This window comes from Streptomyces sp. SM18 (assembly GCF_002910775.2).
Taxonomy (GTDB): Bacteria; Actinomycetota; Actinomycetes; order Streptomycetales; family Streptomycetaceae; genus Streptomyces; species Streptomyces halstedii.
Window position 1 is genome coordinate 2,197,377 of the sequence record NZ_CP029342.1, and the last position, 15,875, is coordinate 2,213,251.

Below are 15,875 nucleotides of genomic sequence, written 5' to 3' on the forward strand. Positions count from 1 at the left end.
CCGCTCAGGCCGTGATCGGCCGTTGCACCCGGATCGACTGGAGCAGCCCGACCGCGACCCAGACGGCGAACATCGACGATCCGCCGTACGACACGAAGGGCAGCGGCAGCCCCGCCACGGGCATGATGCCGAGGGTCATCCCGATGTTCTCGAAGGCCTGGAAGGCGAACCAGGCGATGATCCCGGCGGCGACGATCGTCCCGTACAGCTCGGTCGTCTCGCGGGCGATCCGGCAGGCGCGCCACAGGACGACCCCCAGCAGCGCGATGATCAGACCGGCGCCGACGAAGCCGAGTTCCTCGCCCGCGACCGTGAAGACGAAGTCGGTCTGCTGCTCGGGGACGAACTGGCCGGTGGTCTGCGAGCCCTGGAAGAGGCCGGTCCCGGTGAGTCCGCCGGAACCGATGGCGATACGGGCCTGGTTGGTGTTGTAGCCGACCCCGGCGGGGTCCAGGGCCGGGTTGGCGAAGGCGGCGAACCGGGCGATCTGGTAGTCGTCGAGGAGCCCGAGCTGCCAGACGGCCAGCGCTCCGGCCGTGCCCGTCCCGAGGAGACCGAAGATCCAGCGGTTGGACGCCCCGGAGGCGAGGAGGACACCGAGCACGACGACGGCCATGACCATGACGGAGCCGAGGTCGGGCATCAGCATGATGATGGCCATCGGCAGGAGCGCGAGGCCGAGTGCCTTGGCGACCGAGCGGTGGTCGGGGTACAGCTGGTCGCCCGCGTCGACGCGGGCGGCGAGCAGCATCGCCATGCCGAGGATGATCGTGATCTTGATGAACTCGGAGGGCTGGAGGGAGAACCCGCCGCCGATGATGATCCAGGCGTGCGCGCCGTTGACGGTGGCGCCGAGCGGGGTGAGGACGGCGAGGATGAGCAGGATCGAGATGCCGTACAGGAACGGGACCGCGCCGCGCAGGGTGCGGTGCCCGAGCCAGATGGTGCCGATCATCAGCGCCAGGCCGATACCGGTGTTGAGGACGTGCCGGAACAGGAAGTAGTACGGGTCGCCGTGGGTCAGCGAGTCACGGCCGCGGGTCGCCGACCAGATCAGCAGCGACCCGACGAAGGACAGCGCGACCGCGGAGCCGAGCAGCGGCCAGTCCAGCCGCCGGACGACGGAGTCACGGGCGACGATCTTGCCCCAGGTGGAACGCTCCGGGGCGTAGCGCGAGACGGAGAAGCCTGCCATCAGTCCCGCCTCCCCGGGGTCCCGGCGAGGGCGAGCGTCTGTGTGTCGTCGGCGGGCAGCGCGGGGGCGTACGGCTTGATCTTCGGGGCGACGATCGACCCGTCGGACCTGATCGTCGGCAGTCCCTTCTGGGGCTGGGGCAGCAGGGCCTTCTTGGTGTCCTGGTTGCCGGAGGCGTCCAGTCCGTAGAGCGCGTTGTAGATGTTGCGCACGGCGGGGCCGGAGGCACCGGAACCGGTACCACCCTGGGAGATCGTCATGACGATCGAGTAGTCCTTGGTGTAGGTGGCGAACCAGGAGGTCGTCTGCTTGCCGTAGACCTCCGCCGTGCCCGTCTTGGCGTGCATCGGGATCTTGTCCTGGGGCCATCCGCCGAATCGCCAGGCGGCGCTGCCCTGGGTCGCGACTCCCGCGAGGGCTTGGTCTATCTTGTCGCGCGTGTCGCCCTTGAGCGGCAGCTTGCCGTGCGCCTGAGGCTTGATCTCCTGGACCGTCTTGCCGTCGCCGCTGACGATCGCCTTGCCGACGGTCGGGTCGTAGAGGGTGCCGCCGTTGGAGATGGCGGCGTAGATGGTGGCCATCTGGATCGGTGTGACGAGGGTGTCGCCCTGGCCGATCGAGTAGTTGACGGAGTCACCGGCGCGCATCTTGTAGCCCTCGACGCAGCCCTCGTACGCGATCTTCTCGACGTAGGTGCCGTCCTTCTTGCCCTGCTTGCACCAGGCGTCCTTGTTGGCGTCGTAGAAGTCCTGCTTCCATTGGCGGTCGGGGACGCGGCCGGAGACCTCGTTGGGGAGGTCGATGCCGGTCTCCTTGCCGAGGCCGAACTGGTGGGCGGTCTTGTAGAACCAGTCGTTCGGGTTCTTCTTGGGCTTGTTCCCGCCGTCCTTCTCCCACTCCTTGTGGGCGAGGCCGTAGTAGACGGTGTCGCAGGAGACCTCCAGGGCGCGGCCGATGGTGATGTCGCCGTAGCCCTGGGACTCGAAGTTCTTGAAGGTCTGGTTGCCGATGGAGTACGAGCTCGGGCAGGGGTAGTTGCCGTCGAACGGGTACCCGGCGTTGACCGCGGCGGTCGAGGAGATGACCTTGAAGATCGAGCCGGGTGCCGAGGTGCCCTGGATGGCCCGGTTCAGCAGCGGGAAGTTGGACTTCTTGCCGGTGAGCTTGGCGTAGTCCTTGGCGGAGATGCCGCCGACCCAGGAGTTGGGGTCGTAGGTGGGCAGGGAGGCCATGGCCACGACGCGGCCGGTCTTGGCCTCCATGACGACGACGGCGCCGGAGTCGGCCTTGTACAGCTCGTTGGTGTTGCGGTCCATCTCCTTGCGGGCCGCCTCCATCGCCCCGTTCAGCTCGTACTCGGCGACCGCCTGGACGCGGGCGTCGATGGAGGTGATGACGCTGGCGCCGGGCTCGGCCTCGTCGTTCTGCGCCTGCCCGATGACGCGGCCGAGGTTGTCCACCTCGTAGCGGGTGACGCCCGCCTTGCCGCGCAGCTCCTTGTCGTAGGTGCGCTCCAGGCCGGAGCGGCCGACCTGGTCGGAGCGGAGGTAGGGCGAGTCGGTGTCCTGGGCCTTGGTCAGTTCCTCGTCCGTGACGGGCGAGAGGTAGCCGAGGACCTGGGAGGTGTTGGCCTTGCCGGGCGCGGCGTAGCGGCGTACGGCGGTGGGTTCGGCGGTGATGCCGGGGAAGTCCTCGGCGCGCTCGTGGATCTGGAGGGCCTGCTGGGTGGTGGCCTCGTCGGTGACCGGGATCGGCTGGTAGGGCGAACCGTTCCAGCAGGGCTGCGGGGTCTTGGCGTCGCAGAGCCGGACCTTGTCCATGACGTCCTTGGGCTCCATGTGCAGGACTTCGGCGAGCCGGGTGAGCACCCCGACGCCGTCGTCCTTCATCTTCAGCAGCTCGGTGCGGCTGGCGGAGACGACGAGCCGGGTCTCGTTGTCGGCGAGCGGCACGCCGCGCGCGTCGAGGATGGACCCGCGGACGGCGGGCTGGACGACCTGCTGGACGTGGTTGTTCTTCGCCTCGTCGGTGTACTCCTGGCCGTTGCGGATCTGGAGGTACCAGAGCCGGCCGCCGAGGGTGAGGAGCAGGGAGAAGACGAGGATCTGGATGACGACGAGGCGGATCTGGACCCGCTGGGTCCGGCCCGTCTCCGGAATATTGCTCACGGGGCGCCCCCGGTGGTGGTGGATCGGCCGGGGGTACGGGGGTCGCCCCCGGAAGACAACAGCCTCACGGGGCGCCCCCGGTGTCGGCCGGGGGTACGGGGGTCGCCGGGGCGGCCGGGGGCCGGGGTCCGGTGCTGAGGGGGTGTCACAGGCGCTTGACCCCCTTGATCCTGCCCGCCCGGGCGGCGCGGCCGCGGGCCGCCCTCACCCGCAGTCCGTTCTGCTGGCCGCCGATCCGCAGTCCCGTGCCGGAGGCCAGCCAGCCCGTGGCGACGTCGCCGCGGGAGCTCTCGGTGACCGGGTCGTTCTCGGTCCGTCTGGCGAGCGCCATGATCAGCGGGACCGTGAAGGGCGCGAGCAGCAGGTCGTACAGCGCGGCGGTGAGCATCAGGCTGCCCAGCCCCACGTGGCGGGCCGCCGTGTCGTTGACCAGGGCGCCGACCCCGGCGTACAGGAGGGTCGAGCCGAGGGCGGCCGCGACGACGACGGCCATCGGGGTGAGGGCCGACTTGAGCTGGCCGTTGGTGGGGCGGGCCAGCCCGGCGAGGTAGCCGATGACGCAGAGCACCAGGGCGTAGCGTCCGGCGGCGTGGTCGGCGGGCGGGGCCAGGTCGGCGAGCAGGCCCGCGCCGAAGCCGATGAGGGCCCCGGCGACGTGCCCGTAGACGAAGGCCAGGCCGAGGACGACCAGGAGCAGCAGGTCGGGGGTGGCGCCGGGGAGCTGGAGGCGCGCGAGTACGGAGACCTGGACGACGAGGGCGACCACGACGAGGACGACGGAGAGCACGGTCCGTTGGATGCGCATGGGGATCAGCTCTATTCCTGCTCGTTCGCCGTGTCACCGGCGGCGGTGTCGGCGTCGCCGCCCGCGGCGGCCTCGGTGTCGCCCGAGGTGTCCGTGCCGGGGCTCTCGTTGGCGTTTCCGACGACCTTGCCGTTGCCGTCGACGAGGTCGCCGTTGGGCTGGAGGGTGACGGTCACGGTGGGGGTGGGCTTGGGCTTCGCGGGCTTCTTGGGCTGGGCCGGCAGCACGAGGTCGCGGGGGTTCAGACGGGGTGCCTGGACCACGATGCCCACGACGTCGAGCTTGGTGAAGCCGACGAACGGGCGGACGTAGACGGTGCGCGTCAGGTCGCCGCCGGACGGGTCGACACGGACGACCTCACCGACCGGGACGCCCGGCACGAAGGGCTTGTCGTTGCTGGACCCGAAGGTGACGAGCCGGTCGCCCTTCTTCACGTCGGCCTTGCCGTTGAGGAACTGGACCGAGAGCGGCCGGGAACCCTGTCCGTTGGCGAAGCCGAGCTCGTCGGTCTTCTCCAGCCGGGTGCCCACGGTGAAGTCGGGGTCGTTGGCCAGCAGCACCGTCGCGGTGTTCGGACCGACGGTGGTGACGCGCCCGACGAGCCCCTCCCCGTTCAGTACGGTCATGTCGCGCTTGAGGCCGTCGTTGGCCCCGGCGTCGATGGTGATCGTCCAGGAGAAGCCCTGGGCCGCTCCGATAGCGACGACCTGGGCTGCCTTGATGCCGTACTGGCCGGCGCCCGCGGTCTTGAGCATGGAGTCGAGCTGGCGGACCTTGCTGCTGTTGCGGTCGTCGCTGCCGAGCTTGGTCTTCAGTGCGGCGTTCTCGTGCTCCAGGGCCGCGATCCGGTCGTGCCGGTCGCCGGAGTCCCGTACGGCGCCGATGGCGTTGCCCACCGGGTCCACCGCCGCCGCGACGCCGTTCTCGACCGGCCCGAAGACCGTGGCGGCTGCCTGCCGGGCACCGTCCACCGGTGACGCCTCGCCTCCGCGGATGTCCACCGTGATCAGGGCGAATGCGATGGCGATCAGCAGCACCAGGAGCAGCCGGCTCTCTCGTGTGTCCCTCACGTGCGGCGGCCGTGCCTTCCTCGTCGGAATGTTCGTGCTGGAGGGCGGCGTTCCGCCGCAGGGGCACGGCGGTGCCCGTACGGCGGAACGCCCGGGTTCTAGCGTCGGGGCTGGGCGTCCAGCACCTGCTGGAGCGCCTCGAACTCCTCGACGCACTTGCCGGATCCGAGCGCCACCGAGTCCAGCGGGTCCTCGGCGATGTGGATGGGCATGCCGGTCTCGTTGCGCAGCCGCTCGTCGAGGCCGCGCAGGAGCGCGCCGCCGCCGGTGAGCACGATGCCCCGGTCCATGATGTCGCCGGACAGCTCCGGCGGGCACTTGTCGAGGGTCGTCTTCACGGCGTCGACGATGGCGTTGACCGGTTCCTCGATGGCCTTGCGGACCTCGCCCGCCGAGACGACCACGGTCTTGGGCAGCCCGGAGACGAGGTCGCGGCCCCGGATCTCGGTGTGCTCGTCCTTGCCGAGGTCGTACGCCGAACCGATCGTGATCTTGATCTGCTCGGAGGTGCGCTCGCCGAGGAGGAGGGAGTACTCCTTCTTGATGTGCTGGATGATCGCGTTGTCCAGTTCGTCACCGGCGACCCGGATCGACTGGGCGGTGACGATCCCGCCGAGCGAGATCACGGCGACCTCGGTGGTGCCGCCGCCGATGTCCACGACCATGTTGCCGGTGGCCTCGTGGACGGGCAGCCCCGAGCCGATGGCGGCGGCCATGGGCTCCTCGATGATGTGCACCTGGCGGGCCCCGGCCTGGGTGGACGCCTCGATGACGGCGCGTCGCTCGACCCCGGTGATACCGGAGGGCACGCAGACGACGACCCGCGGGCGGGCCAGGTAGCGGCGCTTGTGCACCTTGAGGATGAAGTAGCGGAGCATGCGCTCCGTGATCTCGAAGTCGGCGATCACGCCGTCCTTCAGCGGGCGTACGGCAACGATGTTGCCCGGCGTCCGCCCGATCATCTTCTTGGCCTCGGCGCCGACCGCCAGGATTCCGCCGGTGTTGGTGTTGATGGCCACGACGGACGGCTCGTTCATCACGATGCCGCGCCCCCTGACGTACACCAGCGTGTTGGCAGTCCCGAGGTCGATAGCCATGTCACGGCCGATGAACGACATTGAGTTCCCCTTGTTCCCCATGAGGATGCGTCGGGCCTTCCCAGGAAGCGGAAAATGGCTTGTTCCAGGTAGGCGAGGGTTGGCGCTGCGGGCGTGGAAGCTTCCATCGTAGTGCCGTATGCACGGACACAGCGCGAGGGTCCTTCGCCTTTCGCGGGTGGAACAGCTACTCGTTCCACCCATGGTGACGTTACGTCGGGGGGATGCGTTCCCGCGACACGTGACCCTATGCCGAAGGGCGACCGAATTCCTTCGGTCGCCCCAGGTACCCAGCGCTGATTGGCCGAGCCGGTGTCAGGAAAGTCCCGGGAAGAACAGTTTCAGTTCTCGCTCCGCGGACTCCTCGGAGTCCGAGGCGTGGATGAGGTTCTCGCGGGTGATCGTGCCGAAATCACCGCGGATGGACCCGGGCGCGGCGGCGATCGGGTCGGTCGGGCCGGCGAGCGCGCGGACGCCCTCGATGATCCGCTCGCCCTCGGCGACCAGGGCGACGACCGGGCCGGAGGCCATGAAGGTGAGGAGCGGCTCGTAGAAGGGGCGGCCCTTGTGCTCGCCGTAGTGCTGCTCCAGGGTCTCCTGGTCGAGGGTCCGCAGCTCCAGCGCGGTGATCGTCCAGCCCGCCTTGCGCTCGATGCGGCCGACGATCTCGCCGATCAGTCCGCGCCGGACGGCGTCGGGCTTGAGAAGGACGAGGGTGCGCTGGGTCATGTGCGGCTCCTGGCGTACGTGGCGGTGCGGGTGAGCGCCCTGAGATTACAGGGGTACGGAAACGGGCGGACGACCGGGTTTACCCTGCGTCATCCTCAGGCCGGGGCTTCGGTGTTCTCCGGTTCCTCGGCGAGTGCCGCCCAGCGGGCCTTCGCCTCGTCGATCTTCCGGCCGTAGTGGATCGACGCCCACCACAGGGCGATGAAGGCCACGCCGAGGATGAACATCACCGGGACGAAGAAGCCGCTCAGCAGCAGGGCGATCTGGAGGGCCCAGCCGAGCTGGAGACCGCCGGGCCGGGTGAGCATCCCGCAGAGCAGGACGGACAGCAGCATGCCGATGCCGCAGACCGTCCAGACGGTGCCCATGGACAGGTCGTCGGACTTCATCGCGACCAGCCCGGCGAACCCGATCACCAGGAACTCGCTGATCAGCGTGGATGCACAGAGCGTACGCACAGGTCAGTGCCTTCCCAGGAGGAGACGGGCCTCGCCGACCGTGATCACGGATCCGGTCACCAGGACCCCGGCGCCCGCGTACTCGGCCTCTTCCTCGGCGAGGGTGATGGCCGCCTCCAGCGCGTCGTCCAGACGGGGTTCGACCTGGACGCGGTCCTGGCCGAAGACCTCGACGGCCACGGCCGCCAGCGCGTCCGCGTCCATGGCGCGCCCGCTGGAGTTCTGCGTGACGACGACCTCGGCGAAGACCGGCTCGAAGGCTTCGAGGAGGCCGCGCACGTCCTTGCCGTCGCTGGCGCCGACGACCCCGATCAGCCGGGAGAAGCTGAACGCCTCCGAGACGCCCTCCGCGGCGGCGCGGGCACCTGCCGGGTTGTGGGCGGCGTCCAGCACGACGGTCGGGCTGGAGCGGACGACTTCGAGGCGGCCCGGCGAGAGCACCGAGGCGAAGGCCTTGCGCACCGCCTCGATGTCGAGGCCGCGGGCCTGCTCCGCGCCGATGCCGAAGAACGCCTCGACGGCGGCGAGGGCGACCGCCGCGTTGTGTGCCTGGTGGGCGCCGTACAGCGGCAGGAAGACGGTGTCGTACTCGCCGCCGAGGCCCCGGAGCGTCAGGAGCTGGCCGCCGACCGCGATCTCACGGGAGACGACGCCGAACTCCATGCCCTCGCGGGCCACCGTGGCGTCCACCTCGACGGCCTTCTTCAGCATGACCTGAGCGGCGTCGACCGGCTGCTGGGCCAGGATCACCGTCGCGCCCTGCTTGATCACTCCGGACTTCTCTCCGGCGATCTCGGCCGGGGTGGAGCCCAGCCGGTCGGTGTGGTCCAGCGCGATGGGGGTGACGACGGCGACCGAGCCGTCGATGACGTTGGTCGCGTCCCAGGTGCCGCCCATGCCGACCTCGACGACGGCGACGTCCACGGGCGCGTCGGCGAACGCCGCGTACGCCATGCCCGTCATCACCTCGAAGAAGGAGAGGCGGTAGGGCTGCTGGGCGTCGACCATCTCGACGTACGGCTTGACGTCCTCGTACGTCTCGATGAAGCGCTCGGCCGTGATCGGGGCGCCGTCCAGGCTGATCCGCTCGGTGATCGACTGGACGTGCGGCGAGGTGTAGCGGCCGGTGCGCAGGTCGAGGGCGCCGAGCAGGGCCTCGATCATGCGGGCCGTGCTGGTCTTGCCGTTGGTCCCCGTGATGTGGATCGAGGGGTAGGCGCGCTGCGGCTCCCCGAGCACGTCCATGAGGGCCGCGATACGGGTCACCGAGGGTTCGAGCTTGGTCTCGCCCCAGCGGCCCGCGAGCTCCTCCTCCACGGCGCGCAGCGCCCTGTCGGTCTCGGGATCGGCGGGGCGGGCGGGGACCGCGTCGGCCGGCGCCGGGCCTCCCTGGGTGCGCAGCGTGCGGCTCCCGGCCTCGATCACCGCCAGGTCGGGGTCGCGCTGGGTCTCCTCGTCGACGATCTCCGCGAAGGTGTCGTCGGGATCGGACGCGTCGTGCCGGTCTGAAGGGCGGGGCTCACTCACAGGGCCAGTCTACGGATGGGCGCCGCCGGTGTGCGCGGCGCCCGGCGCCTGGCCCGTCCCCGCACGGCGGAGCCCCCGCGCTCCCCCGGCCGGGGCCGGGCGCACGGGGCTCCGTGTACGGGTGTCAGCCCTGCGGCAGCTTCGCCAGCTGGGCGGTGATCCGCTCGATGTCGGCCTCGGCCTTGGCGAGCCGGCCACGGATCTTGTCGACCACGTTGTCCGGCGCCTTGGCCAGGAAGGCCTCGTTGCCGAGCTTGCCGGTGGCCTGCGCCTTCTCCTTGCCGGCCGCCTCCAGGTCCTTGGTCAGCCGCTTGCGCTCGGCCGCGACGTCGATGGTGCCGGACAGGTCGAGGGCCACGGTGGCCCCGGCGACCGGCAGCGACGCGGTGGCCTGGAACCCGTCCCCGGCGGGCTGGAGGCGCAGCAGCTGGCGGATGGCCGCCTCGTGCGGGGCGAGCGCCGTACCGGTCAGGGTCAGCTCGGCCGGGACCTTCTGGCCGGGCTGGAGGCCCTGGTCGTTGCGGAAGCGGCGGACCTCGGTGACGACCTGCTGGACGAGCTCGATCTCCTGCTCGGCCGCGTCGTCGCGGAAGCCCGAGTCGGTCGGCCAGTCCGCGACGACGACGGACTCCCGGCCGGTGAGCGCGGTCCACAGCGCCTCGGTGACGAACGGCACGATCGGGTGCAGCAGGCGGAGCATCACGTCGAGGACCTCGCCGAGGACCCGGCCCGAGACCTCGGCCGGGCGGCCGCCGGCGAAGAACGTGGTCTTGGACAGCTCGACGTACCAGTCGAAGACCTCGTCCCAGGCGAAGTGGCGCAGGGACTCGCTGATCTTGGCGAACTGGAAGTCGTCGTAGTACGCGTCGACGTCCGCGACCGTGCGGTTCAGGCGCGAGAGGATCCAGCGGTCGGTGACCGACATCTCCTCGGCCGACGGCAGTTCGCCCTCGATCGTGGCGCCGTTCATCAGGGCGAAGCGGGTGGCGTTCCAGATCTTGTTGGAGAACTTCGCCGACCCCTGGACCCAGTCCTCACCGATCGGGACGTCGGTGCCCGGGTTGGCGCCGCGCGCGAGGGTGAAGCGCAGCGCGTCGGAGCCGTACGTGTCCATCCAGTCCAGCGGGTTGACCACGTTGCCGAAGGACTTCGACATCTTCTTGCCGTGCTCGTCGCGGACCATGCCGTGCAGGACGATGGTGGAGAACGGCGGGACGCCGTCGTTGACGTACAGGCCGAACATCATCATCCGGGCGACCCAGAAGAAGAGGATGTCGTAGCCGGTGACCAGGACCGAGTTCGGGTAGAACTTCGCGAGGCTGTCGGTCCGTTCGGGCCAGCCGAGCGTGGAGAACGGCCACAGGCCGGAGGAGAACCAGGTGTCCAGGACGTCGTTGTCCTGCGTCCAGCCCTCGCCGGTGGGCGCCTCGTCGTCCGGGCCGACGCAGACGACCTCGCCGTTCGGGCCGTACCAGACGGGGATGCGGTGGCCCCACCAGAGCTGGCGTGAGATGCACCAGTCGTGGAGGTTGTCGACCCAGTCGAAGTAGCGCTTCTCCATCTCCTGCGGGTGGATCGCGACCTTGCCGTCGCGGACGGCGTCACCGGCGGCCTTCGCCAGCGGGGCGACCTTGACCCACCACTGGAGGGACAGGCGCGGCTCGATGGTGGTCTTGCAGCGCGAGCAGTGGCCCACCGAGTGGACGTAGGGCCGCTTCTCGGCGACGATCCGGCCCTCGGCGCGCAGGGCGGCGACGATGGCGGAGCGGGCCTCCAGCCGGTCCAGGCCCTCGAAGGGGCCGGGGACGGTGATGACGGCGCGCTCGTCCATGACGGCGATGTTCGGCAGGTCGTGGCGCCGGCCGATCTCGAAGTCGTTGGGGTCGTGCGCGGGGGTCACCTTGACCGCGCCGGTGCCGAACGACGGGTCGACGTGGTGGTCGGCGACGACGGGGATGGTGCGGTCGGTGAGCGGCAGCTTGATCCGCCGGCCGACGAGGTGCCGGTAGCGCTCGTCGTCGGGGTGGACGGCGACCGCGGTGTCCCCGAGCATCGTCTCGGCGCGGGTGGTGGCGACGACGATGGTCTCCTCGCCCTCGCCGTACGTCATGGAGACCAGCTCGCCGTCGTCCTCCTGGTACTCGACCTCGATGTCGGAGATCGCGGTCAGGCAGCGCGGACACCAGTTGATGATGCGCTCGGCGCGGTAGATCAGCTCGTCGTCGTACATGCGCTTGAAGACCGTCTGGACGGCCTCGGACAGGCCCTCGTCCATGGTGAAGCGCTCACGGGACCAGTCGACGCCCTCGCCGAGGCGGCGCATCTGACCGGAGATCTGGCCGCCCGACTCGTCCTTCCACTGCCAGACGCGCTCGACGAAGGCCTCACGGCCCAGGTCGTGGCGGGACTTGCCCTCCTTGGCCAGCTCCCGCTCGACGACGTTCTGGGTGGCGATGCCGGCGTGGTCCATGCCCGGCTGGTAGAGGGCCTCGAAGCCCTGCATCCGCTTACGCCGGACCAGCGCGTCGATCAGGGTGTGCTCGAAGGCGTGCCCGAGGTGGAGGGACCCGGTGACGTTGGGCGGCGGGATGACGATGCTGTACGGCGGCTTGTCGCTGTGCTCGTCCGCCTCGAAGTACCCGCGCTCCACCCAGCGCTCGTACAACTTCCCCTCTACGTCGGCCGGCACGTACTGGGTCGGCAGTTCGGGGTTGCTGGCATGCGGCTGCTGAGTGTTCTCGGTCACGGGGGACAGTTTAGGCCCGTCACAGTCCTGCACTGAAACGGGTTTGTTCAGTAACGGTGTGCCTCGCGACACCCCATGTCAGCGCCGTTTCCGTCAGGATGTCCGCAACGCATAAGCATTCGGAGGGGACATCCTGATGAGTCACAACCAGCCGGGACCGTACGGCGGCCCGCCGCCCCAGGGCCAGCCGGGACCGTACGGCCAGCAGCCGAACCCGTACGGCGGCCCGCCGCCGCAGGGTGCTCCGCAGCCCGGTTACGGCTACCCGCAGCAGGCCCCGCAGGGTGTCCCGCCGCAGCAGCCCCCGCAGCCGGGCTACGGATACCCGCAGGCGCAGCAGCCCGGCCCGTACGGCCAGCAGCCGCCCGCCCCGCCGTACGGCGGCCAGGCCGGGTACGGCGGGGTGCCCCCGCAGCCGGAGGCGCCGAAGAAGAAGACGGGCCTGCTCATCGGCGTGGGCGTGGTGGCCCTGGCGGTCGTCGCGGGCGGGGTGTACTTCCTGACGGCCGGCGGGGGCGGCAACAGCGACGTCGCGGACTCCACCAAGGGGTACAAGCTGACGCCCGCCGCGTCGGTGGAGGAGTACAAGCAGGATCCCTCCGAGGCGGAGCCGTCGTCCGCGCTGAAGGGCGACAAGAAGGCCAAGGCCGAGGCGGCCGGGATCAAGGACCCGCAGACGGTCGGCGCCCAGTACCTCAGCGGCGACCTGGCGACGAACCCGCTGACCACGAAGATGCTGATTCTCCAGGGCACCTGGGGCGAGGTGGGGGACCCGGAGAAGGCCATCGACAGTTCCTTCGAGAACGCCAAGCAGGAGGCGGCGGCGAGTGAGGACGCCCAGGGTTCCCTGGTCGGCAGCCCCAGGAAGGTCACCCCGGCCGGTCTCGACGGGGCACTGATGAAGTGTCAGGACGTCAAGATCGTCAACGACAAGGCCGACGGCTCCGCGGAGAAGGGCCCCAAGGAGATGACCATGCCGGTCTGCATCTGGGCCGACTACAGCACGGTCGGTGTGGTCATCGGTTTCGACATCGGCGCGGCCATGACGAACAAGTCCATGTCGCAGGACGAGGTGGCGGGCCTCGCCACCAAGCTCTACAACACCTCACGCACCAAGATCTGACACGCGCGGTACACGCGAAGGGGCGCCCGGCCGGTGGCCGGGCGCCCCTTCGCGTGTGTCCTGGTGCCGCTACGCGGACTTCTCGTGGCGGCCGCCGTCGTTCTTGCCGATCGTGCGCGGCTCGCGCGGGACCAGCGTCGGGTTGACGTTGTCGCGGACGACGTCCGGGGTGATGACGACGCGGGCCACGTCCTTGCGGGACGGGACCTCGTACATCACCGACTGGAGGACCTCCTCCATGATCGCGCGCAGGCCGCGCGCGCCGGTCTGCCGCAGGATCGCCTGGTCCGCGATGGCCTCCAGCGCCTCGCGCTCGAAGTCCAGCTCCACGCCGTCGAGTTCGAACAGCCGCTGGTACTGCTTCACCAGGGCGTTGCGCGGCTCGACCAGGATCTGGAGCAGGGCCTCGCGGTCCAGGTTGTGGACCGAGGTCAGCACGGGGAGACGGCCGATGAACTCGGGGATCATCCCGAACTTCACCAGGTCCTCCGGCATGACCTCCTGGAACTGGTCGCTCGCCTGGATCTCCCGCTTGGAGCGGATCGTCGCGCCGAAGCCGATGCCCTTGGCGCCGGCCCGCGACTCGATGATCTTCTCCAGGCCGGAGAACGCGCCGCCCACGATGAACAGCACGTTCGTCGTGTCGATCTGGATGAACTCCTGGTGCGGGTGCTTGCGTCCGCCCTGCGGCGGTACGGAGGCGGTGGTGCCCTCCAGGATCTTCAGCAGGGCCTGCTGGACGCCCTCCCCGGAGACATCGCGGGTGATCGACGGGTTCTCGCTCTTGCGGGCGACCTTGTCGATCTCGTCGATGTAGATGATCCCGGTCTCGGCCTTCTTGACGTCGTAGTCCGCGGCCTGGATCAGCTTCAGCAGGATGTTCTCGACGTCCTCGCCGACGTAGCCGGCCTCCGTCAGCGCCGTCGCGTCCGCGATGGCGAACGGGACGTTGAGCATACGGGCCAGGGTCTGCGCGAGGAGCGTCTTGCCGGAGCCCGTGGGGCCCAGCAGCAGGATGTTCGACTTGGCCAGCTCGATCGCGTCGTCACGATTCGCGCCGCCGCCGTTCTCCCCGGCCTGGACCCGCTTGTAGTGGTTGTACACAGCGACCGAGAGGGCCTTCTTCGCGGGCTCCTGCCCGACGACGTACCCCTCGAGGAACTCGTAGATCTCGCGCGGCTTGGGAAGCTCCTCCCACCGCACCTCGGAACTCTCCGCGAGCTCCTCCTCGATGATCTCGTTGCAGAGATCGATGCACTCGTCGCAGATGTACACACCGGGTCCCGCGATGAGCTTCTTCACCTGCTTCTGGCTCTTTCCGCAGAACGAGCACTTGAGCAGGTCGCCGCCATCACCGATGCGTGCCACGAGGTGCTTCCCCTTCGCCTGGGAGCAGCCTGGTTCAGCGGCTCCTGGTGCCTCTATCCGACGGTACCTTGCCTGGCCCCCCGTTCGGGCCCCCCTTGGCACGGTTCACACGGCCGGGGCCGTACGAGGCGCATGTGCCAAGGGGAAAGACCGGCGTCAGACGGACGCGCCCGCGGTGGTCTTGCGGGTCGACACGATCTGGTCCACCAGACCGTACGCCAGTGCGTCGTCCGCGGTAAGGATCTTGTCGCGCTCGATGTCCTCGCTGATCTTCTCCAGCGGGGTGGTCGAGTGCTTGGCCAGCATCTCCTCCAGCTGCGTGCGCATCCGCAGGATCTCGTTGGCCGCGATCTCCAGGTCGGAGAGCTGCTCGCGGCCGGTCTGGGAGGACGGCTGGTGGATCAGGACGCGCGCGTGCGGCAGGGCCATGCGCTTGCCCGGCGTGCCGGCGGCGAGCAGGACCGCGGCGGCGGAGGCGGCCTGGCCCATGCAGACCGTCTGGATGTCCGGCTTCACGAACTGCATCGTGTCGTAGATCGCGGTGAGCGCGGTGAACGAGCCGCCGGGGCTGTTGATGTAGATCGAGATGTCGCGGTCCGGGTCCATCGACTCCAGGCACAGCAGCTGCGCCATGACGTCGTTGGCCGACGCGTCGTCGATCTGGACACCGAGGAAGATCACGCGCTCCTCGAAGAGCTTCGCGTACGGGTCGTACTCACGCACACCCTGCGAGGTGCGCTCCACGAAGCGCGGGACGACGTAGCGGTTGTCCACCTGCGGGCCGGTGTAGAGGCCGCTCGCGGAGGCGCCGGGGAAGTTGGTCATGTGGGTGTTCACCATCCTGGTGGCGTTCAGTGGGCTGGGGTCTCGGCGTACGAGAGGCGTACGAGAGGGTGCGGTGCCGGTCCGTACGGGCCGGATCAGGCGCCGGTGCCGCCGCCGCCCGGGATGCCCGACGCGAACGTGATGATCTCGTCGATGAGGCCGTAGTCCTTGGCCTCCTCGGCGGTGTACCAGCGGTCGCGGTCGCCGTCACGGATGATCGTCTCCACGGTCTGGCCGGAGTGGTGGGCGGTGATCTCCGCCATCCGCGTCTTCGTCCGGAGCAGGTACTCGGCCTGGATCTTGATGTCCGAGGCGGTACCGCCGATGCCGGCCGAACCCTGGTGCATGAGGATGTCGGTGTTCGGGAGCGCGAAGCGCTTGCCCGCCGTGCCGCCGGTGAGCAGGAACTGGCCCATCGAGGCCGCCATGCCCATACCGATGGTGACCACGTCGTTCGGGATGTACTGCATGGTGTCGTAGACCGCCATGCCCGCCGTCACCGAGCCGCCGGGGCTGTTGATGTAGAGGTAGATGTCCTTGTCGGGGTCGGCGGCAAGGAGCAGAAGCTGTGCGGTGATCTTGTTGGCGATGTCATCGTCGACCTGCTGGCCGAGGAAGATGATGCGCTCGCCGAGCAGTCGGCTGTAGACCTGGTCACCGAGGCCTCCACCGAGGGACGGCTCTCCGGCGGCGTAGGGCATCAGATTCGTCACGTATCCACCTGCTCGTCTCTGACGGCTCCGGCCGTCTCAGCGTCTTCGTAC

At 69.5% G+C, this 15,875-nt stretch carries 13 protein-coding genes; 1 reads left to right on the forward strand and 12 read right to left on the reverse strand.

What is annotated here, in order from left to right:
- Window positions 1-4: 4 nt before the first annotated feature.
- The 9 genes from rodA to B9S64_RS09855 all read right to left on the reverse strand — a co-directional run bounded on the left by rodA (window position 5) and on the right by B9S64_RS09855 (window position 11,795).
- Complete coding sequence (gene rodA, locus B9S64_RS09815; RefSeq protein ID WP_103491243.1) at window positions 5-1,195, reverse strand: rod shape-determining protein RodA; 1,191 nt, start codon at window positions 1,193-1,195, stop codon at window positions 5-7.
- Window positions 1,195-3,363, reverse strand: a complete 2,169-nt coding sequence (gene mrdA / locus B9S64_RS09820; protein ID WP_103491242.1) for a penicillin-binding protein 2 — start codon at window positions 3,361-3,363, stop codon at window positions 1,195-1,197. The genes rodA and mrdA overlap by 1 nt, the downstream gene beginning before the upstream one ends.
- Before the next feature lie 145 nt (window positions 3,364-3,508).
- A complete protein-coding gene (gene mreD, locus B9S64_RS09825) occupies window positions 3,509-4,168 on the reverse strand; it encodes a rod shape-determining protein MreD (RefSeq protein ID WP_103491241.1) in 660 nt (219 codons plus the stop codon).
- Window positions 4,169-4,179: 11 nt separating this feature from the next.
- Window positions 4,180-5,238 (reverse strand): rod shape-determining protein MreC, encoded by a 1,059-nt coding sequence (mreC, locus tag B9S64_RS09830; protein ID WP_103491240.1) that lies wholly within the window; start codon window positions 5,236-5,238, stop codon window positions 4,180-4,182.
- A gap of 98 nt (window positions 5,239-5,336) precedes the next feature.
- Window positions 5,337-6,356 (reverse strand): rod shape-determining protein, encoded by a 1,020-nt coding sequence (locus B9S64_RS09835; protein ID WP_028439723.1) that lies wholly within the window; start codon window positions 6,354-6,356, stop codon window positions 5,337-5,339.
- 294 nt (window positions 6,357-6,650) lie between these two features.
- Window positions 6,651-7,064, reverse strand: coding sequence for a nucleoside-diphosphate kinase (ndk, locus tag B9S64_RS09840; protein ID WP_103491239.1), 414 nt, complete (start codon window positions 7,062-7,064; stop codon window positions 6,651-6,653).
- 95 nt (window positions 7,065-7,159) lie between these two features.
- Window positions 7,160-7,522, reverse strand: a complete 363-nt coding sequence (locus B9S64_RS09845; RefSeq protein ID WP_103491238.1) for a DUF4233 domain-containing protein — start codon at window positions 7,520-7,522, stop codon at window positions 7,160-7,162.
- Window positions 7,523-7,525: 3 nt separating this feature from the next.
- Complete coding sequence (locus B9S64_RS09850) at window positions 7,526-9,049, reverse strand: folylpolyglutamate synthase/dihydrofolate synthase family protein (protein ID WP_028439720.1); 1,524 nt, start codon at window positions 9,047-9,049, stop codon at window positions 7,526-7,528.
- Between the two features lie 124 nt (window positions 9,050-9,173).
- Complete coding sequence (locus tag B9S64_RS09855) at window positions 9,174-11,795, reverse strand: valine--tRNA ligase (protein WP_103491237.1); 2,622 nt, start codon at window positions 11,793-11,795, stop codon at window positions 9,174-9,176.
- A 136-nt stretch (window positions 11,796-11,931) separates the two neighbouring features.
- On the opposite strand from B9S64_RS09855, the gene B9S64_RS09860 reads away from it, so the two are divergent.
- The gene (locus B9S64_RS09860) at window positions 11,932-12,918 is read left to right on the forward strand and encodes a hypothetical protein (protein ID WP_103491236.1); all 987 of its coding nucleotides are present in this window, start codon (window positions 11,932-11,934) and stop codon (window positions 12,916-12,918) included.
- Window positions 12,919-12,987: 69 nt separating this feature from the next.
- Here B9S64_RS09860 and clpX read toward each other — a convergent pair whose 3' ends face one another.
- The 3 genes from clpX to B9S64_RS09875 form a co-directional block, all read right to left on the reverse strand.
- Entirely contained in the window at window positions 12,988-14,286 is a 1,299-nt protein-coding gene (gene clpX, locus B9S64_RS09865; protein ID WP_103491235.1) for an ATP-dependent Clp protease ATP-binding subunit ClpX, read from the reverse strand.
- Between the two features lie 156 nt (window positions 14,287-14,442).
- Window positions 14,443-15,126 (reverse strand): ATP-dependent Clp protease proteolytic subunit, encoded by a 684-nt coding sequence (locus B9S64_RS09870; protein WP_030625847.1) that lies wholly within the window; start codon window positions 15,124-15,126, stop codon window positions 14,443-14,445.
- 80 nt (window positions 15,127-15,206) lie between these two features.
- Window positions 15,207-15,812 (reverse strand): ATP-dependent Clp protease proteolytic subunit, encoded by a 606-nt coding sequence (locus B9S64_RS09875; protein ID WP_030625849.1) that lies wholly within the window; start codon window positions 15,810-15,812, stop codon window positions 15,207-15,209.
- Between the last annotated feature and the right edge of the window lie 63 nt (window positions 15,813-15,875).